This is a genomic window from Arthrobacter sp. 10N410, assembly GCF_056394945.1.
This window is the reverse complement of record NZ_JBFTIP010000002.1, coordinates 338,769-355,229: the sequence shown is the minus strand read 5'-3', so window position 1 is coordinate 355,229 and position 16,461 is coordinate 338,769. Positions and strand designations below refer to the sequence as shown.

The 16,461-nt window shown below is 68.8% G+C and carries 12 protein-coding genes; 4 read left to right on the top strand and 8 right to left on the bottom strand.

From position 1 onward, the window contains the following. Positions 1-135: 135 nt before the first annotated feature. The 8 genes from holA to AC1DB8_RS06105 all read right to left on the bottom strand — a co-directional run bounded on the left by holA (position 136) and on the right by AC1DB8_RS06105 (position 12,408). Positions 136-1,149 carry a DNA polymerase III subunit delta gene (holA, locus tag AC1DB8_RS06140; RefSeq protein WP_441417736.1) on the bottom strand — a complete coding sequence of 338 codons (1,014 nt, stop codon included), beginning with the start codon at positions 1,147-1,149 and terminating at the stop codon, positions 136-138. Beyond that, positions 1,083-3,002 carry a ComEC/Rec2 family competence protein gene (locus AC1DB8_RS06135; RefSeq protein ID WP_476892481.1) on the bottom strand — a complete coding sequence of 640 codons (1,920 nt, stop codon included), beginning with the start codon at positions 3,000-3,002 and terminating at the stop codon, positions 1,083-1,085. The genes holA and AC1DB8_RS06135 overlap by 67 nt, the downstream gene beginning before the upstream one ends. A 118-nt stretch (positions 3,003-3,120) precedes the next feature. After that, positions 3,121-3,987, bottom strand: a complete 867-nt coding sequence (locus tag AC1DB8_RS06130; RefSeq protein ID WP_441417734.1) for a ComEA family DNA-binding protein — start codon at positions 3,985-3,987, stop codon at positions 3,121-3,123. 106 nt (positions 3,988-4,093) lie between these two features. Beyond that, positions 4,094-5,137: a DegV family protein gene (locus tag AC1DB8_RS06125; protein ID WP_441417733.1), complete on the bottom strand. Its 1,044-nt coding sequence runs from the start codon at positions 5,135-5,137 to the stop codon at positions 4,094-4,096. Between the two features lie 71 nt (positions 5,138-5,208). Then, complete coding sequence (leuS, locus tag AC1DB8_RS06120) at positions 5,209-7,737, bottom strand: leucine--tRNA ligase (protein ID WP_441417732.1); 2,529 nt, start codon at positions 7,735-7,737, stop codon at positions 5,209-5,211. A gap of 352 nt (positions 7,738-8,089) precedes the next feature. After that, the gene (gene glpK, locus AC1DB8_RS06115) at positions 8,090-9,604 is read right to left on the bottom strand and encodes a glycerol kinase GlpK (RefSeq protein WP_441417731.1); all 1,515 of its coding nucleotides are present in this window, start codon (positions 9,602-9,604) and stop codon (positions 8,090-8,092) included. A gap of 81 nt (positions 9,605-9,685) precedes the next feature. Further along, complete coding sequence (locus tag AC1DB8_RS06110) at positions 9,686-10,435, bottom strand: MIP/aquaporin family protein (protein ID WP_441417730.1); 750 nt, start codon at positions 10,433-10,435, stop codon at positions 9,686-9,688. Positions 10,436-10,593: 158 nt separating this feature from the next. Continuing rightward, positions 10,594-12,408 (bottom strand): glycerol-3-phosphate dehydrogenase/oxidase, encoded by a 1,815-nt coding sequence (locus tag AC1DB8_RS06105; protein ID WP_441417729.1) that lies wholly within the window; start codon positions 12,406-12,408, stop codon positions 10,594-10,596. 125 nt (positions 12,409-12,533) lie between these two features. Between AC1DB8_RS06105 and AC1DB8_RS06100 the strand changes: the two genes are divergently transcribed. Genes AC1DB8_RS06100 through AC1DB8_RS06085 form a run of 4 tightly spaced genes read left to right on the top strand, consistent with a single transcriptional unit; the run spans position 12,534 to position 16,437 of the window. Beyond that, positions 12,534-13,496 (top strand): sugar-binding transcriptional regulator, encoded by a 963-nt coding sequence (locus AC1DB8_RS06100; protein ID WP_441417728.1) that lies wholly within the window; start codon positions 12,534-12,536, stop codon positions 13,494-13,496. A gap of 48 nt (positions 13,497-13,544) precedes the next feature. Continuing rightward, positions 13,545-14,414, top strand: coding sequence for an aldo/keto reductase (locus AC1DB8_RS06095; protein ID WP_441417727.1), 870 nt, complete (start codon positions 13,545-13,547; stop codon positions 14,412-14,414). Between the two features lie 11 nt (positions 14,415-14,425). After that, the gene (locus tag AC1DB8_RS06090; protein WP_476892480.1) at positions 14,426-15,355 is read left to right on the top strand and encodes an alpha/beta fold hydrolase; all 930 of its coding nucleotides are present in this window, start codon (positions 14,426-14,428) and stop codon (positions 15,353-15,355) included. Next, complete coding sequence (locus AC1DB8_RS06085) at positions 15,352-16,437, top strand: glycosyltransferase family 4 protein (protein WP_476892479.1); 1,086 nt, start codon at positions 15,352-15,354, stop codon at positions 16,435-16,437. Before AC1DB8_RS06090 ends, AC1DB8_RS06085 begins: the two co-directional genes overlap by 4 nt. Positions 16,438-16,461 lie beyond the last annotated feature (24 nt).

The following is a 16,461-nucleotide window of genomic DNA, read 5'->3' as shown; positions in this document are numbered from 1 at the left end:
CGGACCGGACGCGGCAACGTAACCCGGGCAAGCCGCCAACGCGACCCGGCGACCCGGGCAACGTGACCCGGCGACCCGGGCAAGCCGCGGCGCGGGACGTGCGGTCGGGCACCGGCCGTGCGCGGGCCGTGGTCGTCAGCGGCGGACCGCGCCCGCAATCACCGTGACGGCATGTTCCACGGCGTAGACCGGGTCGCGGGAGAGTCCCTTGACCTGCGCGTCGGCTTCGGCCGTGACCTGGATGGACCTAACCAGGCCCTCCGGAGTCCAGCGCCGCACATCGCGCTGCGCCTGCTCCACGAGCCACGGCTGCATGCCCAGCTGCTTGGCGATCTGGGCGGAAGACCCCTGTGCCCCGGCCACCTTGGCCAGGGACCGCAGCTTGGAGGCCAGCGCAGCGACGATCGGCACCGGGTCGGCACCGGTATCCAGTGCGTGGCGGAGCGTGGAGAGGGCCAGCGGCGCATTCCCGGCCATGGCGGCATCCGCGACCTTGAATGCCGTGGCCTCCACCCTGCCGCCGTAGTAGCGGTCAACCATTTCCGAATCCACGCCGGTGGTGGCGTCGGCGATCAGCTGGCTGCAGGCGGCCGCGAGTTCGGCCAGGTTGGCCCCGACCGCGTTGACCAGGGCGTGCACGGCGTCCGGCTCGATCCGCCGGGAGGCGGCCTTGAACTCTGTGGTGACAAAAGCCACCTTGTCCGCGTCCTTCTTCAACGGTTGGCAGTCGACCACGGGCCAACCGCCCGCCTTGATCGCGTCCAGGAGCTTCTTGCCGCGCACTCCTCCGCCGTGACGGAGCACCAGGACGGCGTCGGGTTCGGGCTGGACCAGGTACTTCAGAGCGTCGGCGAGGAAGGCGTCATTCATCGCTTCCAGGCCCTCCACCTCGATCAGCTTCTGCTCGCCGAAAAGGGACGGGCTGACGTTCATGGCCAGCGTGCCCGGTTCGTAGCTGCCGGCGTTGAGGCGGGTGAGCTCGACGTCGGGGGCCGCGGCACGGACCTGGGAGCGGATCCGGTCCATGGCCCGGGAACCCAGGTAGTCCTCCGGTCCGCCGACCAGCACCACCGCCGCGGGCGTCACATCGCGCCAGGTGGCGGTCTTCGTCGCCGTGGTCCTGGTGCGTTGGGTCTGGGCAGCAGCCACTCGTGGTTCCTCCGGGAAGTTGGTTTGCAGACTCTAAGCCTGCCACGGCGTGGGCGGTCCACCAAGCCGCGGCCGACGGACCCCGGCAGGGCGCGGACGGTGCCCGGCGGCCGCTCATGACGGCGCAGAGTCCGGGTGAGGCACAGCGTGGTCCGGTCATGTATTTTCAGGATCAGGCGTACCGCAGCGGCAGGGTGGGTGGCGAGCCAGAAGCCCGTCAGTGTCAGCCCCGAGAGCGCCGCCATCGTGGACGAGCCGAGGGCCCCCTCCGGCCAGGGCAACGCGGCCCCCGGAAGCGCCGCGAAGCAGCGGGCGATGCCGGCCACACCCGCTGCGAAGGTGCCGGCAACGGCGATGAGCATAGCCGACAACGCGGGGGCGAGGGGTACGATTGGCACTGCTGCCGTGCCGAAGACCGTAACCGGCGGCACCAGCACGGCAGCTGCCAGATTCGCGGGCAGCGCGTAGCTGGAGAACTGCGGCTGGAGCAGCACGATCACCGGGCTGCAGAACAACTGGGCGGACAACGGAACAGCGAGTCCGGCAGCCAACCAGTGGGGCACGAAGGCGGCCAGCCAGCCCATGAGGGGCCTGCCCACCACGACGATGCCAAGCGTGGCCAAAACGGAGAGCACAAAGCCGAAGTCGGTAGCCAGGGCCGGATTCGCCAGCAGCAAGCCGGCCGCGGCCACGCACAGCAGGCTGAGGCCGCGGCCGGCACGGCCAAACCCTAGCGCCCACAGCCCGATCGACCCCATCAGGGCGGCCCGGAGCACGCTGGCATCGGGCCCGACCATCAGCACAAACAGCCCCAGCCCGGCCACGGCAATTCCGGAAGCCGCCGGGCGCGGAAGCCGCAGGCTACGGGCCGCCAGCAGCAGGACCCCGAGGACCAGGCTGCAGTTGGCTCCGCTCACCGCGGTCAGGTGGGTCATTCCGACGGTTTTCATGGCCGAAGCGAGTTCGGGGTCCAGCTCACCGGTGTCGCCGGTCACCATCCCTGGCAGGAGTCCGCGCGCGTCGCCAGGCAGCCCCGCGGCGGCGACGCTGAAACCGCGCCGCAGGCCTGCCGGGAGGTGCACCCAGCTGGAGGCGGTCCGCACACGGTGCGGCGCAGAGGAGGCAGAGAGGATGCCGGCTTCGGCCTCACCTGCTCCGGCCTGCCTGAGCTTGCCTGTGGCCCGGAAACGCTGCCCCGGAGATGAGTGTCCCCACTCCTCCCCGCCGAGGGCAAGCAGCTTCACGGAGGCTTCCACGCGTCGGCCGTCGAAGACCAGGACGAGCAGGGTCACCGGCACGGCCCACCGGTCTGACAAACCGGACCGGCCCGGGGCGGAAAGCCGCCGTGGCATGCCGGCAACTTCGATCTCGGCCACCACCGACGCGCCGGCGGCGACGGCCTCTGCGACAGCACCGTCGTTCCGCTGCGCCGATGCCACCGCCGAATGCGCCCCGGCGGCGCACGAGAGAAGCAAAGCTACCGCCAAGGTGGCCCGGAAGCTTCGGGGTCCAGGTCTCCGGCGATGCGCACCGGGACCCAGCAACAGGGCAGCCGCGGCGGCCGCCAATCCGGCACAGAGCCCGGCAAGCGGGGCTGGTTCCAGCCATCCGCCAGCCAGAGCAATGCCCCAAACCAGCAGCGCGGCGGGCACCAGGCGGAGGTCGGTCCGGCGTCGTCGTCCCGGCACGCCGTGCGGCACGGGCATGACCCCGGCCCGGCGCCTGCGCAGCGCCTCAAGGACACGGTGCCCCAGGCCGGCCAAGGCGGTACGCGCGGCTCCCCCTGCGCGGAACGAGCTGTCCGGCGCCGCGGGCACGCCCGGTGCCTCGGACGCGCCCGGCGCCGCGGGCACGCCCGGTGCCTGTCTGTTTTGCGTCGTTGCAGGATCCAGCGGATCCCGGCTGCGGGCCATGGCATCGGCGGCGGCGGCGCGGAAAGCCTGCCAACGGGGCCGCTGTTCCCCGGCCACGTCAGACCCGCACCAGCGGCAACAGGGCTTCGAGCAGCTTGGGACCAACACCCTCCACAGCGTCGAGTTCTTCGACGCTGCCGAAACTGCCGTGCTGCTTGCGCCAGTCGACGATGCGCTGGGCCAAGACCGGACCGACGCGCGGCAGCGTCGCCAACTCTTCGACGCCGGCGGTGTTCAGGTTGATTTTCCCCGCTGGCGCTCCGGCGCCGCCGGAGGTCCCGGTGCCGTCGGGACCGGGAGAGGGGCCGGGAAGTTCAACCGGGTCCGGGCTGCCGCGCTCCGGGACGAGGACTTTCTGACCGTCTTCGAGAACGGCGGCCAGGTTGAGCCGGTCAAGGTCGGCTGCGCGGGTGTTTCCGCCCGCGGCTTTGATCGCCTCGTGGATCCGGCTTCCGCGCGGCAGCACCACCACCCCGGCCTTCGCCACGGCACCGGCAACGTGGACGACAATGGTGCCGGCCGCCGTCGCGCCGGGCATCTCCGCGGCAGCCGGGTCCGCCCTCGACGGCGCCCCGCCGGGACCGCCGTCATCGGCTACGGCCGGTCCGGACCCGTCCGCCGCTTCCGAACCGGGTGGCTCGCCCAGCGACTGGACCCGTGGCGCTCCGTCGGCTGCCTGCCACCAGAACCAGCCGGCCAGCAGCACAGAGATCACGGCGAGCATGGCTGCGGCACTCCGACCGCTGCGCCACCTGAACACCGCGGGCACTGGGGACTCCGCAGCATCGGCCCCGTCAGGAGAGGCCCGGTCCGCCGCCGCCGGGTCCGGGGCTCCGTCAGCCGGGGCTCCCGGGGCCGGCACATCGCCGAGCAGCCCCTCCTCCGGCGCAGGGCCGAGGCTGGCGGCCCAGCGGTGCCGTGCCACGCCGGTTCCTGAGTGGGGTCCGCTGCGGGCTCCGGCCCCCGGGTATCGGCGCGACATGAAGCCAGCCTAGGGATGGGACCGGACCTGCCGACAGGCGCGGCAACGGCTATGTGGAAAGCGCCCCGGCAGCCCCCGGTGTGGAGCCAGACCCCGGTGTGGGGCCGCTCCCGGGAAGCGGGGTGCTGCTCTCCCCCACAATGACGGCCAGCACGCCCAGTCCGGCATGGGCCGCCAGCACGGCCGGCAGCGAACTGATCTGGGCGGGCGGGCAGTCAGGCAACCGCTGTGCCAGCCGCGATGCCAGCTGCTCGGCCTCGGCGCGGTTGCCGAAGTGGTGCACGGCGATCCTGGCCTCACCGCTGGGGCGGGACAGCGCATCAGCGGCGGCGATTTCCTCCAGCCGGCCGATGGCGCGGGGCGCAGAACGGACCTTTTCCAGCGGGACGACCTTGCCGCCGTCGACCGCCAGGATCGGTTTGATCGAAAACATGGTGCCCCAGAGGGAGGCGGCTGCGCCGATCCGGCCACCGCGGCGCAGCTGCTCCAGGCTCGGCACATAGAAGTAGACCTTGGTCCGGGCCAGCCGCTCTTCGGCGAAGGCCCTGACCTCGTCCGCGCCCCGGCCGTCAGCAGCCGCGACGACGGCGCTTTGCACGCCCATGCCCTGCGCCATCCCGACCGTGCGCGAATCCACGACCACCACCGGGATTCCCACTTTCGCGGCTGCGAGCCTGGCGGAGTCGGCGGTGCCGGAGAGCTCCCCCGAAATGTGCAGCGAGACTACGGATTCGAAGCCGCGTGCCGCCGCCGCGAGGTAGGCCTGTTCGAACTGGCCGGGTGAGGGCCTGGAGGTCCGGACCGGCAAGCCGCTGGCCAGTGCCACCGCGATGGTCTCGGCGATGTCGTCCTCGCCCTCGCCGTAGATCTCGGCGCCCACCATGACCGGCATCGGTACCACGGTCAGGCGGCCGTCGGCGGTGAAGTCCCGCACCCATTCTGCCGGCAGCGCGGCGGCGGAGTCAGTGACCACCGCAGTCCGCGCCGCCATGGCGCGCACTGGTTCGGGCACCGCCCCGGGGCGGGCAGCCTGGCGGAGCCTGACGAGGCGCTCGCGCAGCCACGGCCAGCCCGGGGGCTCACGGTCCGGCACGAAGCACCTCCTGAAAAGAGTTCCGGCCGCCGGCTTCTGCCGGCGGCCGGTTCACGAACGGCCTTGCCCGGCTAGGCCGGGACGATGTTGACCAGTTTAGGCGCCCGCACAATGACCGTGCGGATCCCCCTGCCGTCCAGCGCGCGCTGGACGTTTTCCGAGGCCAGCGCCAGTTCGCGCAGTTCGTCCTCGGAGATGCCCGGGGAAACCTCGAGCCGGTCCCGCACCTTGCCCTGGACCTGGACGACGGCGGTCACCGTATCCTGCACCAGCAGCGTCTCGTCGTGCGTGGGCCAGCCGGCGTTGGCTACCGACGCCGGGTGTCCCAGTACGTTCCACAGGTCCTCGGCGGTGTAGGGCGCGAAGAGGCTCAGGATCACCGCTACAGCCTCCACGGCCTCGCGGACGGCCGGGTCCGCGCCGCCGGCGCCGGCATCAATGGTCTTACGGGTCGCGTTGACCAGTTCCATCAGCTTTGCCACCACCACGTTGAACTTGTTGTGGTCCAGCAGTGCCTGCGCGTCGGCGATGGTGCGGTGGGTGACGGTGCGCAGGGCGCGGTCCCCGGCGGCGAAGTCGACGCCGGGCTCGCTGCTGACGTCCTGGCCGAGCCGCCAGGCGCGGGCCAGGAACTTAGCGGAGCCCGACGGCGAGACATCCGCCCAGTCGACGTCGTCCTCCGGCGGGGAGGCGAAGATCATGGTGAGCCGCACGGCGTCGACGCCGAACTTGTCCAGCTGCTCGCCCAGGTCCACGCCGTTGCCGAGGGACTTGCTCATGGCCTTGCCGCCGTTGAGCACCTGGCCCTGGTTCAGCAGCGCCTTGAACGGTTCGTCGGCCTCGATCAGGCCCAGGTCGTGGATGACCTTGGTGAAGAAGCGGGCGTACAGCAGGTGCAGGATGGCGTGCTCCACCCCGCCGACGTACTGGCCCACGGGCATCCAGTCGTTGATCTTGGCGGGATCGAACGGGCCCTCGGTGTAGTCGGGCGAGACGAAGCGCAGGAAGTACCAGGAGGAGTCCACGAAGGTGTCCATGGTGTCCGTGTCGCGCTTGGCCGGGCCGTGGCAGCTGGGGCACTCGACGTTGACCCAGGCTTCGGCGGCGGCCAGCGGGGAGGTGCCCTTTGGCGACAGATCCTCGCCGCGCAGGTCCTCCGGCAGGGTCACCGGCAGCTGGTCGTCCGGGACCGGAACCTCGCCGCAGGCCGGGCAGTGGATGATCGGAATCGGGGTGCCCCAGAACCGCTGGCGGCTCAGCAGCCAGTCGCGCAGGCGGAAGTTCACGAACTTCTCGCCGGTGCCCAGCTGCTCCAGGATCGCGATGGCGGCAGGGATGGCCTCGGCCTTGGGCAGCCCGTCCAGGGCGCCGGAGTTGATCAAGGTGCCCTCGCCGGTCGTCGCCGTGCCGGACACGGCGGGGTCTTCCTCGCCGGTGTCCAGGACCGCCCGGACGGGCAGGTCGAAGGTCTTGGCGAAGTCCAGGTCGCGCTGGTCGTGGGCCGGGACGGCCATGATGGCGCCGGTGCCGTAGTCGGCCAGCACGTAGTCGGCCGCCCAGACGGGCAGCTTCTCCCCGTTCAGCGGGTTAATGGCGTAGCGGCCGGTGAAGACGCCGGTCTTTTCCCGTTCGGTGGACTGGCGCTCAATCTCCGACAGCGCCTTGACCTGTTCCCGGTAGGCGTCCAGGGCCCCGGCGTGTTCCTCGGTGACCAGTTCGGCGGCCAGCGGGGCGTCGGCGGCGACCACGAAGAAGGTCGCGCCGTACAGGGTGTCCGGGCGGGTGGTGAAGACCGTGACGTCCTTGGCGGGCTTGCCGCCGTCGGCCTCGACCACGAAGTTGACGTGCGCGCCCTCGGAACGGCCAATCCAGTTCTTCTGCATGGCCAGGACCCGCTCGGGCCAGTGCCCGCGCAGTTCGTCCATGTCATCGAGCAGCCGGTCGGCGTAGTCGGTGATCTTGAAGTACCACTGGTTCAGGGACTTCTTCGTCACAGCGGTGCCGCACCGTTCGCAGGCGCCGTTGACGACCTGCTCGTTGGCCAGCACGGTCTGGTCCTTGGGGCACCAGTTGACCGGAGAGTTCTTGCGGTAGGCCAGCCCGCGCTCGTAAAAGCGCTTGAACAGCCACTGGGTCCAGCGGTAGTACCCCGGATCCGAGGTGTGCAGCCGGCGGGACCAGTCAGCGGAGATGGCGTAACGCTTGAATGACGCCGCCTGGGTGTCGATGTTGGCGTACGTCCACTCGCTGGGGTGCGCGTTCCGCTTGATGGCGGCGTTCTCCGCCGGCAGTCCGAAGGAGTCCCAGCCGATCGGGTGCAGCACGTCGTAGCCCTGCTGGCGCAGGTAGCGGGCGACGACGTCGCCCATCGCGAACGCTTCGGCGTGGCCCATGTGCAGGTCACCGGACGGGTACGGGAACATGTCCAGCACGTAGCGGCGTTCCTTCGAGCCGTCATCCAGGGGCGTGAAGACCTTGAGGTCCTCCCAGACCTGCGGCCACTTGGCCTCCATGGCGGCGAAGCTGTAGGCGCCCTCTTCGGGGCCTTCATTCGCGACGGCTGCTGCTGTTCCGGTCTCTGTCTCCGGCTGAACGCTCACTGCTGGCCTCTTCTGTTCTTTCGATCTTGTCGGATCAGGACTGTCCCGCCTGATCCCTTGGTCCCCTGCTGCGGGCCGGTACATATCCCGGACACACAAAAGCCCCTCGACACGGAGGGGCTGCCGCTCGGCAATCCGGGTTTTCGCCGGGATGCCGGGCGGCTAACTAAGCAGGAGGATCGCACGCATACGACTACTTTAGCGCACGGCTTGCCAGCGCTACGTAAGTCGCCACGAGCGGCTGAATCGGCCAGCCCGGAAATGCCGAACTGTTGAGGGGGCCCGGGAGCGGCTTCGGGCGTCCGCGAAGCGGGCGGGGCCCCCTCAACAGTGAAGGCATCGGCTCGTCGGCCTACTTCACGTCCTCGTCGACCCAGTCCATGGACTTGGTGACGGCCTTCTTCCAGAGACGCATCTGGCGCTCGCGCTCCGCCTGGTCCATCTTCGGTTCCCAGCGCTTGTCCTCGGACCAGTTGGCCGAGCACTCGCCCAGATCCTTCCAGAAGCCGACGGCGAGGCCGGCCGCGTAGGCGGCGCCGAGCGAGGTGGTCTCGACGACCTTCGGCCGGATCACCGGCACGCCCAGGATGTCGGCCTGGAACTGCATCAGCGCGTCGTTGGCGACCATGCCGCCGTCGACCTTGAGTTCCGTGAGCGGAACCCCCGAGTCGGCGTTGACGGCGTCGAGCACCTCACGGGTCTGGAACGCGGTGGCCTCCAGCGCTGCGCGGGCGATGTGGTTCTTGTTCACGAACCGGGTCAGGCCGACGATCGCGCCGCGGGCGTCGGAGCGCCAGTACGGTGCGAACAGGCCGGAGAAGGCCGGAACGATGTACACGCCGCCGTTGTCCTCCACCGAAGCGGCCAGGGTCTCGACTTCCGGGGCGCTGCTGATCATGCCCAGGTTGTCGCGCAGCCACTGGATCAGCGAACCGGTGACAGCGATCGAACCCTCCAGGGCGTAGTGCGGCTTGGCGTCGCCAAGCTTGTAGCCGACCGTGGTCAGCAGCCCGTTCTTGGAGTGGACGATTTCCTCGCCGGTGTTGAAGATGAGGAAGCAGCCCGTGCCGTAGGTGTTCTTTGCCTCGCCGGTGTCGAACGCGGCCTGGCCGAAGGTTGCCGCCTGCTGGTCGCCGAGGATGCCGGCGACCGGAACTTCGCGCAGCAGCTGGGAGGTGTGGACGGTGCCGTACACCTCTGAGGACGACTTGATGGCGGGCATCATGGAGGCCGGGACCCCGAAGGCGTCCAGGATTTCCTGGTCCCACGACAGCGTGTCGAGGTCCATGAACATGGTCCGGGACGCGTTGGTCACGTCGGTGACGTGTACGCCGCCGTCGGTTCCGCCGGTGAGGTTCCACAGCACCCAGCTGTCGGTGTTGCCGAAGACGAGGTCGCCGGCTTCTGCCTTGGCCCGGGCGCCCTCGACGTTGTCCAGGATCCACTTGATCTTCGTGCCGGAGAAGTAGGTCGCCAGCGGCAGGCCCACCTTCTGCTTAAAGCGTTCCGGGCCGCCGTCCTTGGCCAGCTCGTCGACGATCGACTGGGTGCGGGTATCCTGCCAGACGATCGCGTTGTACACGGCTTTGCCGGTGGTCTTGTCCCAGACCACCGCGGTTTCGCGCTGGTTGGTGATGCCGACGGCGGCAATGTCGTGGCGGGTCAGGTTGGCCTTGGACAGTGCGGAGGCGATGACCTCGCGGGTGTTGTTCCAGATCTCGGCGGGGTCGTGCTCCACCCACCCTGCCTGCGGGAAGATCTGCTCGTGTTCCATCTGGCCGGAGGAAACGATGTTGCCGCTGTGATCGAACACGATGGCGCGGGTGCTCGTGGTTCCCTGGTCAATGGCGATTACATACTGGTTCATGCTGACGTCCTTGTCTTTTGGGCCTGGCGGTTGAATTGATGCGATTCGAGCGGGTTTGGTTCAGGGTCCTGTGCGGCAGAATCAGGCGGCGGCGGTGGCGATGATCGGCACCACGGCTGCTACGACGCCAGCGAGTCCGCCGCCGATCAGCGGTCCGACGACCGGGATCCACGAGTAGCTCCAGTCCGAAGAACCCTTGCCCTTGATGGGCAGCAGGGCGTGGGCGATGCGCGGGCCGAGGTCACGGGCGGGGTTGATGGCGTAACCGGTGGGGCCGCCGAGGGAAACACCGATGCCGACAACCAGCAGCGCCACGGCCAGCGGGCCAAGTCCCGACGGGGTCCCGCCGAAGGTCAGGATGACGAAGACGAGGACGAAGGTGCCGATGATCTCCGTGATCAGGTTCCACGGGGTGGAGCGGATGGCGGGTCCGGTGGAGAAAACACCCAGCTTGCTGGCGGGCTCGGGTTCGACATCAAAGTGCTGCTTGTGGGCCAGCCACATCACGACGGCACCCAGGAAGGCGCCCAGCAGTTCCCCGCCGAAGTAGGTCAGGGTGGAGCCGAAATCGACCGCGACACCCGGGGCGTACTCCTTCTTGCCGTTAAGCAACAGGCCGAAGGTGACGGCCGGGTTCAGGTGCGCCCCGGACTTGGCCGCAACGAAGACACCGGCGAAGACGGCAATGCCCCATCCCCAGGTGACCATCAGGAACCCGCCGTTGTTGCCCTTCGTGCCTTTGAGCGCGACGTTGGCCACAACGCCGCAACCCAGCAGGGTCAGCATTGCGGTGCCGAATACTTCGGACAGGAAAACTATTCCAAGAGACATCTTTGACTCCTCTATTTTCTGTTGTCAGCCCTTCGCGAGTTTGAAGGGCCGTTGGGCCGGCAGCGGTTTCGCGCTGCCGGCCGGCCACTGCGGGTTCCCCTGGGAGAAACCCCGCAGCCCTTGTGTCCGGAGGCTCCAGCCTCCGGACACTCAAGTTGTCAGGCGACCAGGCTGTGTACCTGGACGCCGTGGAACCGCTGGAGCACCTCCTGGGCGTGGTCGATCTCGGCGGTCCGCGTCGCCGCGTCCCAGCCCAGCGGTCCGGAAAGGATCTCGGCGAGCTCGTTCAGCAGCTCCCCCGTCACGAGCCCGCGGAACGCGAGGGAGGTGCGGCGGATCAGCACGTCCACCAGGTGTCCGATCTGCTCGTTGGCCGCCATGAACTCCAGTTCCCGGACGCTCAGTTCCCGGGTGGAGTGCAGCAGCCGGTCGGTCCCGGCGTCGAGGTAGGCCATGACGTCCACCGCGCGGGTGCCGTAGCGGGTGAGCAGGCCAGCGGTCCGGTCCGCGTCGCGGCCGGCCCCCATGTGGGCCTTGATCCAGCGCTGGACGCCGTCCTCGGTGTCGGGGAAACCTGCCCCGCCGCCGATGGCAAGTTTGGCGGTCGAGACTTTCCGTTCCATGCCGAGTTCGGCGAGGACGTCGTTGCTGAGGTGTTCGGCGAGGGCCCGGAACGTGGTCCACTTGCCGCCCACCAGGCTGAGCACGACGGCGCCGCCGTCGGCCAGCTGCCCGGCGCCCCTGGCGGGGCCGCGGCGCTCGATCCGGTAGTCGCGGCTGACGAAGCCCGGCTGCGTGGCGTCGTGCCGGGGCAGCGGACGGACGCCGGAGAAGGTGTAGACGATCTGTTCCCGGTCCACGGCCACGTCCGGGAAGACGTGCCCGATGAGGTCGAAGAAGTAGTCGATCTCGGCCTCGGTGCAGACGGCGTCCTCGGCCATGTCGGCGTCGATGTCGGTGGTGCCGACCAGCACGCGGTCGCCCATCGGGTAGATCAACACGATCCGGCCGTCGGTGTGTTCGAAGAAGATCTCCCGGCCCTGGCAGGCCTCAAGCAGCCCGGGGTGGTCCAGCACTATGTGGGAACCCTTGGTGCCGCCCATAAACGCGGACGCCGCGCCCATGGCCTGGTTGGTCAGGTCCACCCAGGCGCCGGTGGTGTTGACAATGACGTCGGCGCTGAAGTCGAAGACGTCGCCGGTCAGTTCGTCCCGGAGCTGGACGGTTCCGCCCTTCGCTCCGGGGGTTGCCGTGCCATTGCCGGAACCGGCTGCGCCGTCCATGGAGACCAGGGAGAGGTAGTTGCTGGCCCGGGCCCCGTTGCCGGCCGCCTCGCCGGCCTTCTCGCCGTCCTGGAGCACGTCCAGGGTGAGGCGCTCCGGGTTGTGCACGGAGGCGTCGAAGTAGGTCGCGGCGTACTTGATGCCGGGGTGCAGCCGGGGCAGCTCGGCCAGGGCGCGCTTGCGGCCGCGGAACTGGTGGCGCGGCACGGTGCCGCCGTCGCGGGAGAAGGAGTCGTACATGCTCAGGCCCAGCTTGATCAGGAAGGCACCGCGCTCGGTGTTCTTCCCCTGCTTGTGGGTCAGGAACCGCAACGGCGCGGCCAGGATGCCCGAAAAGGTGCTGAAGATCGGGATGGTGGTCTGCAGCGGCTTCACGTAGTGCGGCGCGATCCGGAGGAGCCGGTTGCGTTCCACCACGGACTCCTGGACGAGGCGGAACTCGCCGTTTTCCAGGTACCGGATACCGCCGTGAATCATGTGCGAGGAGGCGCCGCTGGCTCCCTGGCAGAAGTCGCCCCGTTCGACGAGGGCAACGTCAACGCCCTGCAGGGCAAGGTCACGGAAGGTTCCGACCCCGTTGATGCCGCCGCCGATGATGAGCACCTGCGCGTGCGGCCGGTTCCGCAACTGCTGCACGGACGTGCGCTGTGTGCTCGACGCCGGATTGCCGGATGAAACCTTGTTTCCCAAAACTGCTCCTTGGGGATCGGTGCTCTGCGGCGCGCCCACCGGGCACGTCGCCGTTCAACACTATTCTTTGGACTAATGGAAAATGGAGTCAAGCACTATGCACAAACGTGCAGATTGGAAATGGAATGTCGCCAACCCGCCAGTCCGACGCCCTCCGGGCCGCCCAGTTGTATTACCTCCAGGACCTGACGATGGACGCCATCGCCCGTGAGCTCCGAACGTCCCGCTCGACCGTCTCGCGGCTGCTGTCGGCGGCCCGGGAATCGGGCCTCGTGCAGATCCAGATCCGCAGCCCGTTGGACACCGGACCCGAGCTCGCCAGCATGATCCGCGCCGAATACAAGGTCGATGTGCACGTCGTGCCGGTGGTGGACACGCTCAACGAGGCGGAAACGCTGGACCGCGTGGCGATGCAGGCCGCGCGCACCATCGGCCCGCTCGTGGACTCGAACGCGATCATCGGGGTGGCGTGGGGTTCCACGCTGAGCGCCGTGAGCCGGCACCTGACCCGGAAGATCACCCATGACAGCATCATCGTGCAGCTTAATGGAGCCGGAAACATGCAGACCACGGGCATCACTTACGCCTCGGACATCATGCGGCGCTTCGGCAGCGCTTACGGGGCGCGGGTGGAACAGTTCCCGGTGCCGGCGTTCTTCGACCACGCCGCGACCAAGAAGGCCATGTGGAATGAACGCAGTGTTCAACGCATCCTGCAACTGCAGTCCCGGATGAGCATCGCCATTTTCGGGGTGGGATCGGTCGACGCCGACTACCCCAGCCACGTGTACGCCGGCGGCTACCTGGACGAGGACGACCTGAGCGTACTGGCGGAGTCCGACGTCGTGGGCGACGTCGCCACTGTTTTCTTCCGCGCGGACGGCTCCTCGGACGGCATTACCCTCAACGAACGCTCCACCGGGCCGGACCTGGCCCAGCTCCGGCAGGTCCGCCGCCGGATCTGTGTGGTCTCCGGCGCGTCCAAGATCAACGGGTTGCGCGGGGCGCTCGCTGCCGGCCTGGCCACGGACCTGATCCTGGATGAGGCCAGCGCCCGGCGGCTGGTCAGCGCCGAGGGCCTGTCCTGAGGGCCGGACACCCGCGGCCGGGTGCCCGGAATGGGTAGAGTCGTTGCTATGAGAATCTCCCCCCGGCTGACCTTGAACAACGGCGTGATGATGGACCGCCTCGGGTTCGGGCTTTACAAGGTGCCCCCCGCGGACGCCGCCGGGCTCGTGACCATGGCGTTGGAGGCCGGTTACCGTCATTTCGACACTGCGGCGATGTACGGGAACGAGACGGGCGTCGGGAAAGCGATCGGCGCCCTGTCCGCCTTCGACGGCTCCGCCGGCGGCTCCGGCGAGCTGCACTCCCCGCTCGCCCGGGAGGACATTTTCGTGACTACCAAGCTCTGGAATGACGACCAGGGCTACGACGCGACCCTGCGTGCCTTCGACACCTCGATCGCCAAGCTGGGCCTCGAATATGTGGACCTCTACCTGATCCACTGGCCGTGCGCCCGGCGCGGGCTCTTCACGGAGAGCTACCGCGCGCTCGAATCGCTCTACCGCGAGGGAAAGGTCCGCGCCATCGGGGTGTCCAACTTCCAGCCCGCACATCTGGAGCGGCTGCTCCAGACCGCCGAAGTGGTGCCCGCGGTCAACCAGATTGAACTGCATCCCTGGCTGCAACAAGCCGAGCTGAGATCCCTGCACGCGTCGCTGGGCATCACCACCGAGGCGTGGAGCCCGCTGGGCCGCGGCCAGGTGATGGAGGACCCGGTGGTGCTGGAGCTCGCCGCGGCACACCGGCGGACCGCGGCCCAGGTCATCCTGCGCTGGCACCTGGAACTGGGTAACGTCGTCATCCCCAAGGCCAGCTCCTACGCCCGGATCCGCGAGAACCACGACATCTTCGGTTTCAGCCTCAGCACCACGGACCTGGACGCCCTGGCCGGCCTGGACCGGGGATTCCGCACCGGTTCGAACCCCGACGACGTCAACTAGGACCCGAACGAATGGAACACGTGGCCACCGAGCCTTCCCCCCTGCCTCCCCTGCTCAGCGCCGAACTGGAAACGCGCAGCAGCGCCTCCGCGGTGGACCTCAACGGTACCCGGGTCGCCTACTGGAGCTACGAACCGGTCCGGGAGACCGCCGACACCCGGACCATCCTTGTGATCCACGGCTTCCGCGGCGATCACCATGGCCTGCTCCGGGTGGTCGACCAGCTCCCCGAAATGCGCCTCATCATGCCGGACCTCCCGGGGTTCGGCGCCTCCGCCGCGTTCCGGACCGGCGGGCACAGCGTTAGCGGCTACGGCCGGTTCATCGCCGACTTCATGGCCGCCCTCGGGCTGGGCAAGGACACGGTGCTGCTGGGCCACTCCTTCGGTTCGATCATCGCCAGCCACTTCGTGGCGGACCATCCCGGCGCGGTCGCCGAACTGATCCTGATCAACCCCATCGCCGCACCCGCTCTGGAGGGGCCCAAAGGGCTCATGACCAAGGCCGCGGTGCTGTACTACGAGGCGGCGGCCCGGCTCCCCCGCGGACTCGGGAACGCGCTGTTGCGCAACCAGCTGATCGTCCGGGTGATGAGCGAGACCATGGCCAAGACCCAGGACAAGGCGCTGCGGAGGTTCGTCCACGCCCAGCACAGCGCGTACTTCTCCGCCTTCGCCGACCGCGACAGCCTGCTCGAAGCCTTCAAGGCCTCGGTCAGCAGCAACGTCGCGGAGGTGGCTCCACGGCTGGCCCTTCCGGTTTTGCTCGTGGCGGGCGAAAGAGACGAAATCGCCACCCTGCCCGACCAGCACAAGCTGCTCCCGCTGCTGCCGAACGCCAGCCTCGAAGTCATTCCCGGCGTCGGGCACCTCATCCACTACGAAACCCCGGAACCCGCCGCGGGCTTCATCCGACGCTTCCTGAAGGAACACGCCGCGTGAAAATCCTTATTGACGCCCGCTTCACCAGGCTCGACCACCACGATGGCATCAGCCGTTACGGCGCCAGCCTCATTGCCGCGACCGCCAAGGTCGCGGACGTCTCCATGCTGATCAGCGATACGCGACAGCTGGCCTTGCTCCCGGACGTCCCCTACACCCTGATCAACAGCCCGCTCTCGCCCGCGGAGCTATTCGTTGCGGCCAAGGTCAACCCGCTGGGGGCCGACGTGGTGGTGTGCCCGATGCAGACCATGGGCAGCTGGGGCCGGAAGTACGCCCTGGTCCTGACCCTGCACGACCTGATCTACTACGAGCACCCGGCACCTCCCGGCTTCCTCCCGGCCCCGGTCCGGGTCCTCTGGCGGCTCTATCACAAGGCGTTCTGGCCCCAGCGGGTCCTGCTGAACCGGGCCGACGTCGTCGCGACCATCAGCTCCACCACCGAGGCCCTGATGGCGAAGTACCGCCTGACGAAGCGGCCGGTCCGGATCGTCGGCAACGCCCCGCAGCCCGGGCTGACTCCTCGGGACCCCGGCGCCGGCGCCGACAAGACGCTGCTTTACATGGGGTCTTTCATGCCTTATAAGAATGTCGAAACCATGGTCAAGGGCATGGCCCAGCTGCCGGAGATAACCTTGCACCTGCTGAGCCGGATCACGCCCGAACGGAGGGCGGAGCTGGAGGCGCTGGCCCCGGCGGGCGCCAGCATCGTGTTCCACAACGGCGTCACCGATGCCGAGTACGAGGCGCTGCTGGCCCGCACCACGGCCCTGGTCAACCTCTCCAAGGCCGAGGGCTACGGCTTGCCGCTCGTGGAAGCGATGTCACACGGCACTCCGGTCATCGCCAGCGACATTCCGATCTTCCGCGAGGTGGGCGGGGACGCGGTCAGCTACGTCGATCCCGACTCCCCGTCCGCGTTTGCCGCCGCGGTCCGCGAGCTCGAGGAGCCCGAGCTCTGGAAGCAGCGCTCCAGCAGTGCGGTGCAGCGCGCGGCCGAGTTCAGCTGGGACGCCTCCGCACAGCGCCTGCTGGCCGCCGCCGAAGAGGCCGTGGCCCTGCGCCGGCGCAAGCGACGCTAACCTCGGCCGTTTCGATGGTTCCGT

Excerpts from the sequence above, each read along its gene's own strand:
- AC1DB8_RS06110 (WP_441417730.1), bottom strand. The coding sequence starts at position 10,435 with ATGTCTCTTGGAATAGTTTTCCTGTCCGAAGTATTCGGCACCGCAATG.
- AC1DB8_RS06090 (WP_476892480.1), top strand. The coding sequence starts at position 14,426 with ATGGAACACGTGGCCACCGAGCCTTCCCCCCTGCCTCCCCTGCTCAGC.
- AC1DB8_RS06095 (WP_441417727.1), top strand. The coding sequence starts at position 13,545 with ATGAGAATCTCCCCCCGGCTGACCTTGAACAACGGCGTGATGATGGAC.
- AC1DB8_RS06100 (WP_441417728.1), top strand. The coding sequence starts at position 12,534 with ATGTCGCCAACCCGCCAGTCCGACGCCCTCCGGGCCGCCCAGTTGTAT.
- glpK (WP_441417731.1), bottom strand. The coding sequence starts at position 9,604 with ATGAACCAGTATGTAATCGCCATTGACCAGGGAACCACGAGCACCCGC.